Source organism: Streptomyces coacervatus, assembly GCF_029223485.1.
Taxonomy (GTDB): Bacteria; Actinomycetota; Actinomycetes; order Streptomycetales; family Streptomycetaceae; genus Streptomyces; species Streptomyces coacervatus.
This window is the reverse complement of record NZ_JARHTP010000016.1, coordinates 180,733-196,194: the sequence shown is the minus strand read 5'-3', so window position 1 is coordinate 196,194 and position 15,462 is coordinate 180,733. Positions and strand designations below refer to the sequence as shown.

Annotated in this window: 18 protein-coding genes, 1 pseudogene and 1 riboswitch; of the genes and pseudogenes, 11 read left to right on the top strand and 8 right to left on the bottom strand. The window is 70.3% G+C overall.

Going from position 1 to position 15,462, the window contains the following annotated elements:
- Positions 1–58: 58 nt before the first annotated feature.
- Positions 59–1,186: an 8-amino-7-oxononanoate synthase gene (locus tag P2Q00_RS34225; protein ID WP_275777533.1), complete on the top strand. Its 1,128-nt coding sequence runs from the start codon at positions 59–61 to the stop codon at positions 1,184–1,186.
- A gap of 70 nt (positions 1,187–1,256) precedes the next feature.
- Here P2Q00_RS34225 and P2Q00_RS34220 read toward each other — a convergent pair whose 3' ends face one another.
- Positions 1,257–1,484, bottom strand: coding sequence for a DUF397 domain-containing protein (locus P2Q00_RS34220; RefSeq protein ID WP_275777531.1), 228 nt, complete (start codon positions 1,482–1,484; stop codon positions 1,257–1,259).
- A gap of 9 nt (positions 1,485–1,493) precedes the next feature.
- Positions 1,494–2,354: a helix-turn-helix domain-containing protein gene (locus P2Q00_RS34215; RefSeq protein WP_275777530.1), complete on the bottom strand. Its 861-nt coding sequence runs from the start codon at positions 2,352–2,354 to the stop codon at positions 1,494–1,496.
- 213 nt (positions 2,355–2,567) lie between these two features.
- On the opposite strand from P2Q00_RS34215, the gene P2Q00_RS34210 reads away from it, so the two are divergent.
- Complete coding sequence (locus P2Q00_RS34210) at positions 2,568–3,026, top strand: ATP-binding protein (RefSeq protein ID WP_275777528.1); 459 nt, start codon at positions 2,568–2,570, stop codon at positions 3,024–3,026.
- Positions 3,027–3,098: 72 nt separating this feature from the next.
- Here P2Q00_RS34210 and P2Q00_RS34205 read toward each other — a convergent pair whose 3' ends face one another.
- Entirely contained in the window at positions 3,099–3,794 is a 696-nt protein-coding gene (locus tag P2Q00_RS34205) for a LysR substrate-binding domain-containing protein (RefSeq protein ID WP_425579651.1), read from the bottom strand.
- A 43-nt stretch (positions 3,795–3,837) separates the two neighbouring features.
- On the opposite strand from P2Q00_RS34205, the pseudogene P2Q00_RS34200 reads away from it, so the two are divergent.
- Positions 3,838–4,059 (top strand): annotated as a pseudogene (locus P2Q00_RS34200) (hypothetical protein); the annotation flags it as partial.
- 91 nt (positions 4,060–4,150) lie between these two features.
- On the opposite strand, the gene P2Q00_RS34195 reads toward P2Q00_RS34200, so the two are convergent.
- The 3 genes from P2Q00_RS34195 to P2Q00_RS34185 form a co-directional block, all read right to left on the bottom strand.
- Positions 4,151–4,624 carry a C40 family peptidase gene (locus P2Q00_RS34195; protein ID WP_275777526.1) on the bottom strand — a complete coding sequence of 158 codons (474 nt, stop codon included), beginning with the start codon at positions 4,622–4,624 and terminating at the stop codon, positions 4,151–4,153.
- A 3-nt stretch (positions 4,625–4,627) separates the two neighbouring features.
- Positions 4,628–4,761, bottom strand: a riboswitch (cyclic di-AMP (ydaO/yuaA leader).
- Positions 4,762–5,177: 416 nt separating this feature from the next.
- Positions 5,178–5,486, bottom strand: coding sequence for a hypothetical protein (locus tag P2Q00_RS34190; RefSeq protein ID WP_275777524.1), 309 nt, complete (start codon positions 5,484–5,486; stop codon positions 5,178–5,180).
- Positions 5,487–5,493: 7 nt separating this feature from the next.
- Positions 5,494–6,129 (bottom strand): ATP-dependent Clp protease proteolytic subunit, encoded by a 636-nt coding sequence (locus P2Q00_RS34185; RefSeq protein ID WP_275777522.1) that lies wholly within the window; start codon positions 6,127–6,129, stop codon positions 5,494–5,496.
- A gap of 62 nt (positions 6,130–6,191) precedes the next feature.
- On the opposite strand from P2Q00_RS34185, the gene P2Q00_RS34180 reads away from it, so the two are divergent.
- From P2Q00_RS34180 to P2Q00_RS34145, 8 genes are all read left to right on the top strand, one after another.
- A complete protein-coding gene (locus P2Q00_RS34180; protein ID WP_275777520.1) occupies positions 6,192–6,470 on the top strand; it encodes a type II toxin-antitoxin system Phd/YefM family antitoxin in 279 nt (92 codons plus the stop codon).
- A gap of 331 nt (positions 6,471–6,801) precedes the next feature.
- A complete protein-coding gene (locus tag P2Q00_RS34175; RefSeq protein ID WP_275777519.1) occupies positions 6,802–7,104 on the top strand; it encodes an urease subunit gamma in 303 nt (100 codons plus the stop codon).
- 10 nt (positions 7,105–7,114) lie between these two features.
- Positions 7,115–7,426 (top strand): urease subunit beta, encoded by a 312-nt coding sequence (locus tag P2Q00_RS34170; RefSeq protein ID WP_275777517.1) that lies wholly within the window; start codon positions 7,115–7,117, stop codon positions 7,424–7,426.
- Positions 7,419–9,140, top strand: coding sequence for an urease subunit alpha (locus P2Q00_RS34165; RefSeq protein ID WP_275777515.1), 1,722 nt, complete (start codon positions 7,419–7,421; stop codon positions 9,138–9,140). Before P2Q00_RS34170 ends, P2Q00_RS34165 begins: the two co-directional genes overlap by 8 nt.
- A complete protein-coding gene (locus tag P2Q00_RS34160) occupies positions 9,140–9,814 on the top strand; it encodes an urease accessory protein UreF (protein WP_275777513.1) in 675 nt (224 codons plus the stop codon). The genes P2Q00_RS34165 and P2Q00_RS34160 overlap by 1 nt, the downstream gene beginning before the upstream one ends.
- A 145-nt stretch (positions 9,815–9,959) precedes the next feature.
- Positions 9,960–10,637, top strand: coding sequence for an urease accessory protein UreG (gene ureG / locus P2Q00_RS34155; protein WP_275777511.1), 678 nt, complete (start codon positions 9,960–9,962; stop codon positions 10,635–10,637).
- Complete coding sequence (locus P2Q00_RS34150) at positions 10,625–11,392, top strand: urease accessory protein UreD (protein WP_275777509.1); 768 nt, start codon at positions 10,625–10,627, stop codon at positions 11,390–11,392. Before ureG ends, P2Q00_RS34150 begins: the two co-directional genes overlap by 13 nt.
- Positions 11,393–11,522: 130 nt before the next feature.
- Positions 11,523–13,121 carry an alpha/beta hydrolase gene (locus P2Q00_RS34145; protein ID WP_275777508.1) on the top strand — a complete coding sequence of 533 codons (1,599 nt, stop codon included), beginning with the start codon at positions 11,523–11,525 and terminating at the stop codon, positions 13,119–13,121.
- 68 nt (positions 13,122–13,189) lie between these two features.
- On the opposite strand, the gene P2Q00_RS34140 is transcribed toward P2Q00_RS34145, so the two are convergent.
- Together P2Q00_RS34140 and P2Q00_RS34135 are read right to left on the bottom strand one after the other, a co-directional pair.
- Complete coding sequence (locus P2Q00_RS34140) at positions 13,190–13,918, bottom strand: lysophospholipid acyltransferase family protein (protein WP_275777507.1); 729 nt, start codon at positions 13,916–13,918, stop codon at positions 13,190–13,192.
- Positions 13,919–14,178: 260 nt separating this feature from the next.
- A complete protein-coding gene (locus tag P2Q00_RS34135) occupies positions 14,179–15,408 on the bottom strand; it encodes a SpoIIE family protein phosphatase (protein WP_275777505.1) in 1,230 nt (409 codons plus the stop codon).
- Positions 15,409–15,462 lie beyond the last annotated feature (54 nt).

The window sequence follows — 15,462 nt, the reverse complement described above, 5'->3', positions numbered from 1 at the left end:
GGGGTGCGGCCCGTCCGGCTAGTGTCTGTCCACTGCCTACAAAAGCCCCGGAGGAGCCATGGCGTTCGGCTGGATCGACGAACAGGCGGAGCAGCGCCGCCGCGCCGGACTGGTACGGACCCTGCGCCCGCGCCCGGCCGACTCCCCGCTCCTGGATCTCGCGAGCAACGACTACCTGGGCCTGGCCCACCATCCCGCCGTTGCCGAGGGCGCGGCGGTGGCCGCCCGGACCTGGGGCGGCGGCTCGACCGGTTCCCGGCTCGTCACCGGTACGACGGAACTCCACACCGAGCTGGAGCGCGAGCTGGCCGACTTCTGCGGCTTCGAGGCGGCACTCGTCTTCTCCTCCGGCTACGCGGCCAACCTCGCTGCGGTCACCGCGCTGGCCCCGCACGGCTCGCTGATCGTCTCCGACGCGGGCAACCACGCCTCGCTGATCGACGGCTGCCGGCTGGCCCGGGGCGGCACTCAGGTCGTGCCGCACTCCGACCCGGAGGCGGTGCGCAAGGCGCTCCAGACGCACGAGGGAACGGCGCTCGTCGTCTCCGACACGGTCTTCTCCGTCGACGGCGACGCCGCCCCGCTGGCCGAGTACGCCGCCGCCTGCCGGGAGCGCGGCGCGGGGCTGCTGGTCGACGACGCCCACGGCCTCGGCGTCCTCGGCGACGGCGGCCGCGGTGCCCCGTACGCGGCGGGCCTCGCGGGCGCCGCAGACGTGGTCGTGACGGCCACACTGTCCAAGTCGCTCGGCAGCCAGGGCGGCGCGGTGCTCGGCCCCGCCCGGGTCATCGACCACCTTGTCAACGCGGCCCGCACCTTCATCTTCGACACGGGGCTCGCCCCCGCCGCGGCAGGCGCGGCCCTGGCGGCACTACGACTGCTGCGCCGCGAGCCGGAGCGTGCGGCACGCGCGCGTGCGGTGGCCGCCGAGCTGCACGCACGCCTGACCGCCGCGGGTCACGAGGCGGTACGCCCGGACGCCGCAGTCGTCTCCGTGCGTGCGCCGTCCCCGGAGGGGGCCGTGCAATGGGCGGCCGACTGCCGTACGGCAGGCCTCGCCGTGGGCTGTTTCCGTCCTCCTTCCGTGCCCGACGGCATCTCCAGGCTCCGGCTGACCGCCCGCGCGGACCTCTCCGAGGCACAGATCGAACGCGCTGTACGGGTGATCGGCGAGACGCGACCATGAGTCGGCGTGACACGGCCGTGTGCCGCACGATGCGGAACTGATCAGGACTGATCAGGGCCGATCGGACTGATCAGGACTGGAACGCGGCCGTGAAGTCCGTCCAGCTCCCGGGGGAGAGGAGCAGGGCGGGCCCGGCCGGGTCCTTGGAATCGCGCACGGCGAGCAGCCCGGTCCACGGACCGGAGCGCGGCAGTGCTGTCTCGACGCAATTGTTCGCACCCGTGCTGTAGCTGCTGCGCAGCCACCGCACGCCATGCAGATCGGTACTTGAAGGTACGTTCCGAGGCAGTGCAGACATGGTGCCTCCTTACGCGCCGTCACTTATCCCGGCGATGTAATCCAACGAGTCCTCGGGCGAAAGGGCGTGGATCTGAAGGGTGTTGAAGGCCTCGGTATAGGCCCGGAGGTCTTCTTTCCGCTCGAGGTAGAGGCTACTCGTCAAGTGGTCGAGAACAACCACATCCAGATCAGAAGTGCTCGAAAATGAGAAGATTACGAAAGGCCCGGTGACGCCGACATGCGCCCCGGCAGCGAACGGCAGTACCTGAAGCCGCACTTGAGGCAGGCGCGCCGCCTCCAGCAGCCGGTCGAGCTGCTGCGCCATGATGCCGGGGCCGCCGATCTCCCGGCGCAGCACCGCCTCGTCCAGTACCGCGCTCAGCTCCAGCGGCGGATCCGAACGCAGCACGTCCTGCCTGGCCAGCCGCACCTCCACCAGGGCGTCCAGCCGCTCGTCGTCCAGCCCGCCGACTGCTGCCCGGGTCACCGCTCGTGCGTATGCGGGCGTCTGCAGAAGGCCGGGTACGACAGACGTCTCCAGCGTGCTCATCGCGCTCGCCTGGGACTCCAGACTGATGAAATCGCGGTAGGTCGGCGGCAGCACCCCGCGATAAGCGTGCCACCAGTGGTGCCGGCCGCCTCCCTCGTCGGAGCCCGCCAACACCAGCAGCAACTCCCGGAGTTGGGCGTCTGCCACGGCGTAGACGTCCAGGAGTAACCGCACATCGGCCGGTTTCACCCCGCTGGCGCCCGTTTCGATCCGGCTCACCTTCGACTGGTGCCAGCCCACGAGCCGGGCCGCCTCACCACTCGTGAGCCCCGCGCTCGTGCGCAACGCACGCAGTTCGGCGCCCAGTTTCCGACGGCGCACCGCGGGACCGTGTTGCATGCGCTTCTCCTTACTCCTTCCGGGCCACCCAAATACGGTCTCCCGTCGCAGAGTTCACCGTTTTGAGCGACAGATATATGCATATCTTGGTCGATCGCCACCCGTGACGGGCGCGGTAATGGCAGTCTGGCGACGGACCACCAGTCCGGGACCGTACTCGAACCATCCGCTCCGTGTCGGACTCCGGTCCCGTGGGAAAGGGACGACCGCGCCATGGCAGACCATTTGGAAGCATCCGTCACTCTGCCGAGCGAACCCGCCTCGGTCTCCACGGCCCGAGGCTTCGTCGTCACCACGCTGGCCGAGTGGGGGCTGCCGGCGGACACGGAAGCCTCCGAGACCGTCCGGCTCATCGTCTCCGAACTCGCCACCAACGCCGTACAGCACACGTTCGGCCAGTCACCCACCTTCACGGTGGACATCGAGCTCCAGCGTGACGAACAGCTCCGCATCGGCGTCACCGACAGTCACCCCCGCTTCCCGAAGCGGCTGCCCGCCGCCGTCCAGCAGGACAACGGCCGCGGCATGGTGATCATCCGCTGGCTGGCCGCAGAGTGCGGCGGCCGACTGCATGTCCGCCCCACCCGCGAGGGCGGCAAGACGGTCTCCATCGAACTCCCGTGGACCGTACCGGCCCAGCCCGTGACGGCAGGGGGGCAGCAGGAGCCGTAGCCCCTCGCCGTGCCGCGTCCGGCCGAACGTGCCGCGCAACAGGGCCCGGAAGGCCTCCGCGGCGGGTGCTGTCTAGGTGGGGCGATGCGCGACCGAGATCGTACGGCGCAGCTCGCCCCCTTCCAGCAGTCGCAGCCCCACCGGGGTGACCGCTGTACACGCCACCATCTCCGGCACCACGCCGACGCCCGGGCCCGCACTGACCAGAGCGCACACCACCGCGTACCCCGGAGTCGCGACCAGCACGGACGACGTCGCCTCCGCGCGGGCCGGCGCCGCGTCCACGCCCTGTCGGTAGGGGCGTCGGGGCGCCATGGCGGCCAGGGGCTGACCGGCGAGTTCCGCGAGAGGGAGCCGAGAGGTGCCGCCGGCCGGTACATGCCCCGGAGGGGTCACCAGGACCAACTCCTCGACCAGGACCGGCTCCGGGGCGACGGACGCCGGGAGCGGGACCGGGGGCGCCGGTTCGTAGGTGTGCGTCAGCGCCAGGTCGATCTCGCCGGCGGCCACCGCGGCGACCCCGGCCGGGGGGTCGTCGTCGGCAACGGTCAGCTCCACGTCGGGATGCGCCCGACGGAACGCGCTGAGCACCGGCAGCAGGTGGATGCCCGCGCTCTGGAAGGAGCCGAGCCGAAGCGTGCCGCCCGACAGACCGGTCAGCCGCGCGGGCTCGTGCCGCGCCCGCTCCAACTCGCCCAGCACTCGGCGCGCCCGCGCCAGCAGCAACTCGTCCACACCCGTCACCCGGGCCCCACGGTGGTGCCGCATCAGCAGCGCAGTGCCGATTGGGCCGCGATGTGCCGTCGATCGTCTGCAGCGCCATCGTGGCTGGTTGCGTAGTTCCCCGCGCCCCTTCGGGGCGGGCGCCGACTTCGCCGTCGTCGTACGCAACGCCCTCGTCTCCCGTCGGGCAGGCGTCGCCTGCGCGCCCGGCAACGCGGGCGGCCTGCTGCTGTACACGGCACTGGCGGTGGCCGGCGTGGCTGCGGTTCTCGCCGCCGTTCCCGCGCTGTTGCGCGCACTCCAGCTGCTGGTCGTACTCGAAGTACCGCTGACGCTCTGACGCTGCGTCAGGCCCCGCGGGGGCGACGGTCTGTCAGGACTCCTTCGCCCCCGCGGGAGAGTCAGCTGACCCGGCCGTACCAGACGCTCGAGGTCCAGATCTTCTGCAGCTTTACGACGTCCCCGGTCTTCGGGGCGTGCCAGATCTTCCCCTTCCCGGCGTAGATGCCCACGTGGTAGACGTTGGAGCCCGAGTGGAAGAACACAAGGTCTCCGGCCTTCCGGCTCTTCGCGGAGATGTGCTGGGTCTTGTTGTACTGCTGGGCCGCCGTACGGGGCAGCTTCTTGCCCGCCTTCTTGAACGAGTACAGCGTGAGCCCTGAGCAGTCGAACCGGCGCGGTCCCGTGGCGCCCCACTTGTAGGGGGAACCTTTTTTGGAAGCCGCGATTTCAAGTGCCTTCGTCGCCAAGGGGGCTGCCGAGGCATTGGTGGCAACACCCGGGACCACAATGGAGCCGCCCACTGCGGCAATGGTGAGAGCCGAGGCCGTACCGGCCCGGACCATCAGCGACGGGACACGATTGAGCGCAGTCATGCGCAACCCTTCGTCAGCCGCCTGTGAAGGATGACCTGTCGGATTCGGGCTGGCGAAGTTGCCCGGCCGCTGACGCGGCTTCACCCCAAGGGCTGCTCGGCCCGGTCATGGCGTGACCGTTCCGGCGACCCGTCTTGCTCGGGTCCTCCACTCCTGCCGATCCACTCCTGTCGACCGGTCATCCGGGCGGCGGCAGGACTCGGCGTCCACCCGGATCGCCCCGCCGCTGCGGCGGGGTCTTGTCGTCAGACAGGGATCTTCACGCATGCCGGTCCGAAAATCCCAATGGAACCGGGGGTTTGTGTCGTTACTCACCACTCACCCGTTCGGGTGGACACCTCTGTGTTCGAACGGGTGTTGAGGCCCCCGAGGAGCCTCGGACCAGCACCGGAGCACATCATTCCGCCCTCGGGGCAGGCGCATTGCGCAACCCTGACGGTCGCGAAAAAGGAGCCGCGCCTACGCCAAACGGGGGTACCCCATTTGGTCCGTTTGAGCTCTGGTCCGGACGCCTCGCCACCGGGGCGGGAGGCCCGGACCGATGGCGCCTGCGTCAACTGTCGGATTGCGGCGGCACGGTGACCCGGGCGGTGCGCCGCTCCCCGTCCAGCACCCGCAGGGCCCGCCCCAGCGTCGCGGCGTGCAGCTCGGTCTCGCCCCGCTGGTGCATCAGCGCCAGCGCGTCGCGCAGCTGGGCCGCCTTGCTCACCAGCGCCTGCGCGGCGCGCAGTCCGCGGTATGTGTCCCCGTGCTGCGCCGGATTGATGCGGCCGAGCAGGTCGACCACGTCGAGGTAACGGTCGATCAACTCGCCCTCGGCGCACGTGAGGGCGGGCAGCGGCGGAAGTTCGGGCGGGAGCACCGGCCGTTCACCGCCCGGTGGGCGGGGCGAGGGCGGCCTTGCGGCTGGGGACGATCCGGTCCACCAGCCCGTACTCCACGGCTTCTTGGGCGTCCAGGATCTTGTCCCGCTCGATGTCGGCGCTCACCTGCTCCGGGCTGCGGCCCGTGTGCCGGACGAGCATCTCCTCCAGCCGGGCCCGCATCCGGCCCAACTCCGCGGCCTGGATGGCCAGATCGCTGGTCTGCCCCTCGATCGGCTCGGTCAGCAGCGGCTGATGGATCACCACGCGCGCCCCCGGCAGCGCGAACCGCTTGCCCGGCGTGCCCGCCCCCAGCAGCACCGCGGCGGACGAGCCGGCCTGCCCCAGGCAGATCGTCTCCACGTCGCAGCCGACGAACTGCATCGTGTCGTAGATCGCCGACATGGCGGTGAACGAGCCGCCGGGGGAGTTGATGTAGAGCGAGATGTCCCGGTCCGGGTCCTGGTACTCGAGGTGCATGAACTGGGCCATCACATCGTTCGCCGAGGTGTCGTCGATCTGCGTCCCGAGAAAGACGATCCGCTCCTCCAGCAGCTTCGAGTACGGATCCATCGTCTTGGTGCCGGAGCTGGTGCGCTCGGTGAACTCGGGCAGGACGTAACGGGCGGACGGTCGGGTCATCGGTACCCCTCCTTCTGCGTCTGTAGAAAATGTACAGGACGTACATGACGTAATGTGGGGGCATGGCCTACGAGATTCCGGTGACGCAAGCCAGGGCTGAGCTCGCCGACCTGATCAACCGGGTGGTGTACGGCGGTGAGCGCGTCGTCGTGACGCGGCACGGAAAGCCCCTCGTCGCCCTGGTCTCCGCCGCTGACCTGGAACGACTGGAGGAGCTCCCGGAGCCGGCCGAGGAGCAGGTGATCACCTCGGTCTCCGCGGTCCGCGAGGTGGCGTCCGCTCCCCGCGAACAACAGCGCTTCGGCATCACCGCGCACCATCGGGGGACCGGAGCCTCCTGACCGCGGCCGGCCCGAGTGCCCGTCGGGCGGCGCGCTCGGTGGCCTTCGGCCACGCCGTATTACGCCGTATACGGTCCGGTCCTCCTGTGTCGTCCCGGGCGGCCGCCCGGCCGGCCGTGATCGGCGAACGGCCTCCTGAGACGCTGCGGGACGGTCTACGGGCGTTGACGAGCCTGCGCGACCCATATGCCGGGGTGTGATCCGGTCACAGGTCGGTTAACTTGCTTGAAACTCGGTCCAACTAGCCTTCCGGCCACGCCACCAGGGACTCTGCCCGGGGCTGAGGCAACCGGACCCCGCACGGTCCGGAGCGAGGACTGTGAGGTGGGACGTGCAACTGACCCCGCACGAGCAAGAGAGGCTGCTCATCCACGTGGCAGCCGACGTCGCCGAGAAGCGCCGCGCTCGCGGACTCAAGCTCAACCACCCCGAGGCGGTCGCCCTCATCACGTCGCACATCCTCGAAGGCGCCCGTGACGGCCGTACGGTCGCCGAGCTGATGTCCTCCGGGCGCAAGCTGCTCGCCCGCGACGACGTCATGGAGGGCATCCCCGAGATGATCCACGACGTCCAGGTCGAGGCGACCTTCCCCGACGGCACCAAGCTCGTCACCGTCCACGACCCGATCGTCTGAGGGGGCCTCGATGATTCCCGGCGAGATCCTGTTCGCGGACGAGCCCGTTGCCTACAACGAGGGCCGCGAGGTCACCCCGCTGACCGTCCTCAACGCCGCCGACCGGCCCGTCCAGGTCGGCTCCCACTACCACTTCGCCGAGGCCAACCCCGGTCTGGACTTCGACCGCGCCGCCGCACGCGGCAAGCGGCTGAACATCGCTGCCGGTACGGCGGTGCGCTTCGAGCCCGGGATCCCCGTCGACGTAGAACTCGTCCCGCTCGCCGGCGCCCGTGTGGTGCCCGGGCTGCGCGGGGAGACCGGAGGTGCCCTCGATGCCTGAGATCTCGCGTGCCGCGTACGCCGACCTGTTCGGCCCGACCACCGGTGACCGCATCCGGCTCGCCGACACCGACCTGATCGTGGAGATCGAGGAGGATCGTTCCGGCGGGCCTTCACTCGCCGGTGACGAGGCCGTGTTCGGCGGTGGCAAGGTCATCCGCGAGTCCATGGGGCAGTCGCGCGCTACGCGCGCAGACGGCACTCCGGACACCGTCATCACGGGTGCGGTGATCATCGATCACTGGGGGATCGTCAAGGCGGATGTCGGTATGCGCGACGGCCGGATCACCGGGATCGGCAAGGCGGGCAATCCGGACACGATGGACGGGGTTCATCCGGATCTGGTGATCGGCCCCGAGACCGAGATCATCGCGGGCAACGGGCGGATCCTGACCGCGGGCGCCGTAGACGCGCACGTCCACTTCATCTGTCCGCAGATCGCCGACGAAGCGCTGTCCGCCGGTATCACCACGCTGGTGGGGGGTGGCACCGGGCCGGCCGAGGGCTCCAAGGCGACCACGGTCACGCCCGGTCCGTGGCACCTCGCGCGGATGCTGGAGGCGATGGAGCAGTACCCGCTCAACATCGGCTTCCTCGGCAAGGGCAACACCGTCTCGCACGAGGCGATGCTGTCGCAGATCCGCGGCGGGGCGCTGGGGCTCAAGCTGCACGAGGACTGGGGAACGACGCCCGCCGTCATCGACGCCTCGCTGACCGTGGCGGATCAGACGGGTATCCAGGTCGCCATTCACACGGACACCTTGAACGAGGCCGGCTTCGTCGGTGACACGCTCGCCGCGATCGCCGGGCGCGGCATCCACGCGTACCACACCGAGGGCGCGGGCGGCGGACACGCGCCGGACATCATGACCGTGGTCTCCGAGTCGCATGTGCTGCCCAGCTCGACCAACCCGACGCGGCCGTACACCGTCAACACCGCCGAGGAACACCTCGACATGCTGATGGTGTGCCACCACCTCAACCCGGCGGTGCCGGAGGACCTGGCGTTCGCCGAGTCGCGGATCCGGCCGTCCACCATAGGGGCGGAGGACATTCTGCACGACCTCGGCGCCATCTCGATCATCTCCTCGGACTCCCAGGCCATGGGGCGCGTCGGCGAGGTCATCATGCGGACCTGGCAGACGGCACATGTGATGAAGCGGCGACGGGGTGCGCTGCCGGGGGACGGGCGCGCCGACAACCGGCGGGTGCGGCGGTACGTGGCCAAGTACACGATCAATCCGGCGCTCGCGCAGGGTCTTGCGCGCGAGATCGGGTCGGTGGAGACCGGCAAGCTCGCCGACCTGGTGCTGTGGGAGCCCGCGTTCTTCGGGGTCAAGCCCCATCTGGTCGTCAAGGGCGGGCAGATCGCCTACGCGCAGATGGGCGACGCCAACGCCTCGATTCCCACGCCGCAGCCGATCCTGCCGCGCCCGATGTACGGGGCGATCGGGCGGGCGCCCGCCTCCAACTCCTTCAACTTCGTGGCGCCTCTCGCCATCGAGGACGGGCTGCCGGAGCGGCTCTCGCTCGGGAAGCGGTTCGTCGCGATCGAGTCGACGCGTGGCGTCACCAAGGCCGATATGCGGGAGAACGACGCGCGGCCGCGGGTGCAGGTCGATCCCGACAGTTTCGCCGTGCACATCGACGGTGAGCTGGTCGAGGCGACGCCCGCCGCCGAACTGCCCATGGCCCAGCGGTACTTCCTCTTCTGATGTCCAGGGCTGCACTACTGGTTCTGGCCGACGGCCGCTTTCCCGCCGGAGGGCATGCGCACTCCGGCGGGGCCGAGGCGGCCGTGAAGGCCGGGCGGATCACCGGGGCGGCGAGTCTGGAGTCGTTCTGCCGGGGGCGGCTGCACACAGCGGGGCTGGTGGCGGCGTCGCTGGCCGCCTCCGCCGTACTCGGCGTGGATCCCATGGCGTTGGACGCGGCCGCGGATGCCCGTACGCCCTCGCCGGCCCTGCGGGTCGCCGGGCGGAAGCTGGGGCGGCAGTTGATGCGGGCCGCTCGGGCGACCTGGCCCTCCGGTGAACTCGACGCCCTGGCACGGGAGTTCCCCAAGGGGGCGCATCAGCCCGTCGTGTTGGGGCTTGCCGCTCGGGCGGCGGGGCTGGAGGCCGTGGATGCGGCCTACTGCGCGGCGTACGAGAGTGTCAGTGGGGCGGCGAGTGCGACGGTGCGGTTGCTGAGTCTTGATCCGTTCGATGCGACGGGGGTGCTGGCTCGGCTGGCGCCTGAGGTGGATCGCGTGGCGGATCGGGCGGTGGAAGCAGCTCGGGGGGTGTGCGACGACGGGGTCGACGCGCTGCCGGCGGCTTCCGCGCCTCTGCTGGAAATCGCCGCCGAATTGCATGCTGCTTGGCCTGTACGGCTGTTCGCGTCCTAGACCCGCGGCGGAGCCGCTGATGGATGCCGCGCCCCCGCCGCCCCTTCCCGTTCCCGACCCTGGGGGCTCCGCCCCCAGACCCCCGTTCGGCCCGAAGGGCCTCGTCCTCAAACGCCGGACGGGCTGAAATATTGGAGCCGTAGCCATGCATCTGGACCACACCCACGACGGCCCCGCCGCCGTCAGCGCCGACGCCCACCGGCCCGACGGCTCTCGCCGCGCCCTGCGCATCGGGCTCGGCGGTCCCGTCGGGTCGGGTAAGACCGCCACCGTGGCCGCGTTGTGCCGGGCGCTGCGTGACGAGCTCTCCCTGGCCGTCGTCACCAACGACATCTACACCCGCGAGGACGCCGAATTCCTGCTTCGGGAAGCCGTGCTGCCGCCCGAGCGGATCACTGCCGTGGAGACGGGGGCCTGTCCGCACACCGCGATCCGGGACGACATCTCCGCCAATCTGGAGGCGGTCGAGGATCTGGAGGACGAGGTCGGGCCGCTGGATCTGATCCTGGTCGAGTCCGGTGGGGACAATCTCACCGCGACCTTCTCCAAGGGGCTCGTCGACGCCCAGATCTTCGTCATCGACGTCGCGGGTGGTGACGACATTCCCCGGAAGGGTGGGCCCGGGGTGACCACGGCCGATCTGCTCGTCGTCAACAAGACCGACCTCGCGCCTTACGTCGGGTCCGACCTCGGGCGGATGGCGGCCGACGCCAAGGCGCAGCGGGCCGAACTGCCCGTCGTCTTCCAGTCGCTCAGGAGCGGGGGCGGGGTGCAGGACGTCGCCGGCTGGGTGCGGGCGCAGCTCGCCGCGTGGACGGCGTGACCGTGGGCGGGGTGCGGGCCACGGCTCGGATCGTCGCCCGGGACGACGGGAGAGGCGGTACGGCCCTGCCCGTGCTGGAGGGGGACGGGCCGCTCGCGCTGCGGCGGACGCGGGGGAGTGGTGCCGAGGCGCGGGTCATGCTCGTCGGGGCGATGAGCGGGCCGCTCGGCGGGGATGAGTTCGCCGTGGAGGCGGAGGTGGGGAGCGGGGCACGGCTGCGGGTCGGGTCGGCTGCCGCCACCATCGCGCTGCCCGGGCAGGCCAAGGGCGAGGCACGCTACGACGTGCGGCTCGATGTCGCCGACGGGGGTGAACTGGCTTGGCTGCCCGAGCAGTTGATCTCCGCCCACGGGAGTGATCTGTACGTCAGGACACGGGTCGAGCTCGGCGGTGCCGCCCGGCTGGTGCTGCGCGAGGAGCAGGTGCTCGGGCGGGTCGGGGAGCAACCTGGGCGGCTCACCAGTCGTCTTACGGTGTGTGTCGAGGGGCGGGTCCTCCTCGACCAGGAGCTGACCTGCGGGCCCGGAGCGCCGGGCGGGTGGGACGGTCCTGCTGTGCTGGGCGGGCATCGGGCCGTGGGTCAACTGGTCGTCGTACGGCCCGAGTTCGGGATGGAACCGGTGCCGGCCCGGGTGCTGGGGGAGGGGGCCGTTCTGGTGCCGCTCGCCGGGCCCGCCGTGCTCGTCAGCGCCGTGGCGGCCGATGCGCTGCGGCTTCGGCGCGTGCTGGACGAGGCGCTCGCCTCCGTCGGGTGAGTCTCCGCTGAGCGGGACAGCGTTCACCGTTTATCGGATTGGTAAAGAAGGTCAACGACCCCTGTTCTCGGCATGTACACAGCCGAAAGGATCCCCCTGACAATCGCAATGACGTTGGGGGAGGTCCCACTTGAGGGATATCAGACGAAATAAGCGGGCCGCCGCGCTCGGCTCGGCCGGAGTGCTCGCCGCGGCGACGCTCATAGCCGGCGCCGTCGCGGCGCCGAGTGCCAGCGCGACCGCACGGCACGGGCAGGACCGGGAGGCCCGCGGTGCCGCCATCGCGGCCGAGCGGGCCGCGAAGGCCGGGATCGACTGGCAGGACTGCCCGGCCGACTGGGGGTTTGAGAAGCCCATCCAGTGCGGGTACGTCAGCGTCCCGCTCGACTACGCCAAGCCGTACGGCAAGCAGATCAAGCTCGCCGTCGACCACATCGGCAACACGGGGACCAAGGAGGAGCGCCAGGGCGCCCTCGTCTACAACCCGGGCGGCCCCGGCGCCTCCGGTATGCGCTTCCCGCGCCGCGTCACGACCAAGAACGCGGTGTGGGCCAACGTGGCCAAGGCGTACGACTTCGTGGGCTTCGACCCGCGTGGTGTCGGCCACTCCGCGCCCATCTCCTGTATTGACCCGCAGGAGTTCGTGAAGGCGCCCAAGGCCGACCCGGTGCCCGACTCCGAGGCCGACAAGCTCGCCCAGCGCAAGCTGGCCCGCGAGTACGCGGACGGGTGCGCCGAGCGCTCCGGCAAGGCGATGCTCTCGCAGATGACCACGCCCAACACGGTGCGCGACCTGGACGTCATCCGTGCCGCGCTCGGCGAGAAGCAGCTCAACTACCTGGGCGTCTCCTACGGCACGTACATCGGCGCCGTCTACGGCACGATGTTCCCGGGCCACCTGCGCCGCATGATCGTGGACAGCGTCGTCAACCCGTCGCGGGAGAAGATCTGGTACCAGGCCAACCTGGACCAGGACGTCGCCTTCGAGGGCCGCTGGAAGGACTGGGAGGACTGGGTCGCCGCCAACGACGCCGCCTTCCACCTCGGCACCACGCGTGACGCGGTCCAGGCGAAGTGGCTCGAACTGCGCGCCACCGCCAAGAAGAGCCCCATCGGCGGGGTCGTCGGCCCGGCCGAGCTGATCTCCTTCTTCCAGAGCGCCCCGTACTACGACTCCTCGTGGGTGCCGGTCGCGACGGTCTTCGGCAAGTACTTCGCCGGCGACACCCAGGCGCTGGTCGCCGCGGCGGGCCCGGACCTGTCGAACACCGCGGGCAACATCTCCTCGGAGAACGGCAACGCCGTCTACACGGCCGTCGAGTGCACCGACGCCAAGTGGCCCACCAGCTGGAAGAAGTGGGACACCGACAACACCGAGCTCAACAAGAACTACCCGTTCATGACCTGGGCCAACGCCTGGATGAACCTGCCGTGCGCCACCTGGCCGGTCAAGCAGCAGAAGCCCGTGAACGTCAAGACGCACAAGGGTCTGCCGCAGGTCCTGATCGTGCAGTCCACGCGTGACGCCGCCACCCCGTACGACGGCGCCGTCGAACTGCACAACCGCTTCAAGGGCTCCCGCCTGATCACCGAGAAGGACGCGGGCTCGCACGGTGTGACCGGCCTGGTCAACCCGTGCATCAACCAGCGGGTGGACGACTACCTGCTCAGCGGCAAGCTGGACGCCGCGGACGTGACCTGCACCCCGCACGCCACGCCCAAGCCGTAACCAGCAGTCGTACGACGTGAGGGGCGGCCGGAACACTCCGGCCGCCCCTCACCACTGCTCAACTCGCCCTATCCCAGCGGCATTCGCGGGAAGCGGCGCCCCTTCTCCGCGGCTGCCGTCTCGGCCTGCGCCGCCTTCGCCACGGCCGCGTACTCGTCGACGTACTCCTGCTCGGACAGCGACAGGATCGCGTACATGATCTCGTCGGTCACGGCGCGCAGGATCGCCCTCTCGTCCTCCATGCCCGCGTAGCGGGAGAAGTCGAGGGGCTTGCCGAAGCGGATGACGACGGGGTGGATGTTCGGGATGACCTTGCCGGGCGGCTGCGCCTCGAAGGTGCCGATCATCGCGCAGGGGATGACGGGCACCTGGGCCTTCAGAGCCATCACCGCCACCCCGACCTTGCCCTTGTAGAGGCGGCCGTCGTGCGAGCGGGTGCCCTCCGGGTAGATGCCGAGCAGTTCCTGCTTGCGCAGCACGCCGAGGCCCTCGCGGATCGCGGCCTGCCCCGCCTCCTTGCCCTTGCGGTCGACCGGGATCTGCCCGGCGCTGCGGAAGAAGGCCGCGGTGAGGCGGCCCTTGATGCCCGGACCCGTGAAGTACTCCTTCTTCGCGAGGAAGGTGATACGGCGCTTGATGATCGCCGGCATCAGGAAGTGGTCCGAGAACGAGAGGTGGTTGCCGGCGACGATCGCCGGACCTTCGGCCGGTACGTGTTCGAGGCCTTCGATGCGAGGCCGGAAGACCAGTCTCAGCAGAGGTCCCAACAACACGTATTTGAGCACGTAGTAGAACAAAGGGTCGCTCCTCACTCCGGCGGATCGCCTGTGCCGCCGCGTTCCAGCAGGTCAACCGGCGTGTTGTGGGGCCGCCAGTCTATGTGCAGGGGCAGTTCGCCGGAACACGGCGGACGCCGCGTCGCGCGCGTGGGGACAACTGCCGCACCAGCCTCCAGTTACCGACCGGTAGACAGCAACCTGATGGCACATCATGGCGCGATCACGCTCAACTGCTGGCGGGCGCCCGGCCCTTGCGGCGTACCGCCCCGTCTGCTCGTTCACAGCCGCACGATGACCAGGGCGGTGTCGTCGGTGGCGCCCCCCGGCGGCAGCAGCTCCAGCAGGACCGCGTCCGCCAGCCGTTCGGGGTCCTCCTTGCGGTGACGGCCGAGGGAGTCGGCGAGGCGGGCCAGGCCGGTGTCGATGTCCTCGCGTCTGCGCTCGATCAGGCCGTCGGTGTAGAGGACGAGGGTGGCGCCCTCGGCGTACCGCGTACAGGCCTGGGGTCTGGGGATCGGGTCGGGGCGGGCGTCGAGTGGCGGGTCCGTGGCCTGGTCGAGGAACTCGATGCGGCCGTCGGCGTGCACGAGGACGGGCGGGAGGTGTCCGGCGCTGCTGTAGGTGATGGTGTGCTCGTCGAAGTCGATGAACGTCGTGACGGCGGTGGCGGATTCGGCGCCGTCGACCACGTTCGCATACCGGCCCAGGACGTTCAGTGCCTCGCCGGGGCCCTCGGCGACCCGGGAGGCGGCGCTCAGCGCGCTGCGCAGCTGGCCCATCACCCCGGCGGCCGCGAGGCCGTGACCGACCACGTCGCCCACCGCCACGCCGATGCGGTGGCCGCCCACCAGGTCGACCAGGTCGTACCAGTCCCCGCACACGTTGAGCGCGCCGACCGCGGGCCGGTAACGCACGGCGGCGTCGTAGTGGCCGACCTGGCGGCGGGCGGGCAGCATGGCCTCCTGCAGGGCGATGGCCACCTCGCGCTCGCGGGCGTGCGCCTGCCGCAGCCGCTCGTTGACCTCCTGCAGTTCGCGGGCGCGCGTGTACAGCTCGGCCTCCAGGACGCGGGCGCGGCTGCCGCTGGGGCCGCCGCGGGCCTTGATGAGTTCGGTGACCTCCTCGACCCGGTGCACCAGCAGTGCCACCTTGCCGTCGGGGCCGAACACCGGCGCGTTGACCGGGCTCCAGTAGCGCTCCTCCCACTCGCCGGGCTGTGCGGCGACCTCGACGTCGTAGCGTTGCAGAGCCATGGCGTCGCGTTCACCCGTGGTGATCACGCGCTGCAGCGAGGCCGCCAGATTGCGCATGCCCGACGCACCGGAGTCGTTGGGGTTGTCGGGGAAGACGTCGAAGAGATAGCGCCCGACGAGGTCCTGGCGCTTGCGGCCGGACATCGAGCAGAACTCCTCGTTGACGTCCGCGTACACCAGCTCGGGCGTCAGTACCGCCACCATGCCGGGCAGGGCCTGGAACACTGCGCCGTAGTCGATCGCCGTCTGTTTCATGGCTCCCGCCTCACCACCGGGATCACATCAGTTTTGCATGATTTTGCTTGATTT

What these genes read in the sequence shown, in the direction of transcription:
- P2Q00_RS34225 (WP_275777533.1), top strand. Translation starts at nt 59, where the DNA reads ATGGCGTTCGGCTGGATCGACGAACAGGCGGAGCAGCGCCGCCGCGCC.
- P2Q00_RS34220 (WP_275777531.1), bottom strand. Translation starts at nt 1,484, where the DNA reads ATGTCTGCACTGCCTCGGAACGTACCTTCAAGTACCGATCTGCATGGC.
- P2Q00_RS34215 (WP_275777530.1), bottom strand. Translation starts at nt 2,354, where the DNA reads ATGCAACACGGTCCCGCGGTGCGCCGTCGGAAACTGGGCGCCGAACTG.
- P2Q00_RS34210 (WP_275777528.1), top strand. Translation starts at nt 2,568, where the DNA reads ATGGCAGACCATTTGGAAGCATCCGTCACTCTGCCGAGCGAACCCGCC.
- P2Q00_RS34205 (WP_425579651.1), bottom strand. Translation starts at nt 3,794, where the DNA reads ATGCGGCACCACCGTGGGGCCCGGGTGACGGGTGTGGACGAGTTGCTG.
- P2Q00_RS34195 (WP_275777526.1), bottom strand. Translation starts at nt 4,624, where the DNA reads ATGACTGCGCTCAATCGTGTCCCGTCGCTGATGGTCCGGGCCGGTACG.
- P2Q00_RS34185 (WP_275777522.1), bottom strand. Translation starts at nt 6,129, where the DNA reads ATGACCCGACCGTCCGCCCGTTACGTCCTGCCCGAGTTCACCGAGCGC.
- P2Q00_RS34180 (WP_275777520.1), top strand. Translation starts at nt 6,192, where the DNA reads ATGGCCTACGAGATTCCGGTGACGCAAGCCAGGGCTGAGCTCGCCGAC.
- P2Q00_RS34170 (WP_275777517.1), top strand. Translation starts at nt 7,115, where the DNA reads ATGATTCCCGGCGAGATCCTGTTCGCGGACGAGCCCGTTGCCTACAAC.
- P2Q00_RS34165 (WP_275777515.1), top strand. Translation starts at nt 7,419, where the DNA reads ATGCCTGAGATCTCGCGTGCCGCGTACGCCGACCTGTTCGGCCCGACC.
- P2Q00_RS34160 (WP_275777513.1), top strand. Translation starts at nt 9,140, where the DNA reads ATGTCCAGGGCTGCACTACTGGTTCTGGCCGACGGCCGCTTTCCCGCC.
- ureG (WP_275777511.1), top strand. Translation starts at nt 9,960, where the DNA reads ATGCATCTGGACCACACCCACGACGGCCCCGCCGCCGTCAGCGCCGAC.
- P2Q00_RS34135 (WP_275777505.1), bottom strand. Translation starts at nt 15,408, where the DNA reads ATGAAACAGACGGCGATCGACTACGGCGCAGTGTTCCAGGCCCTGCCC.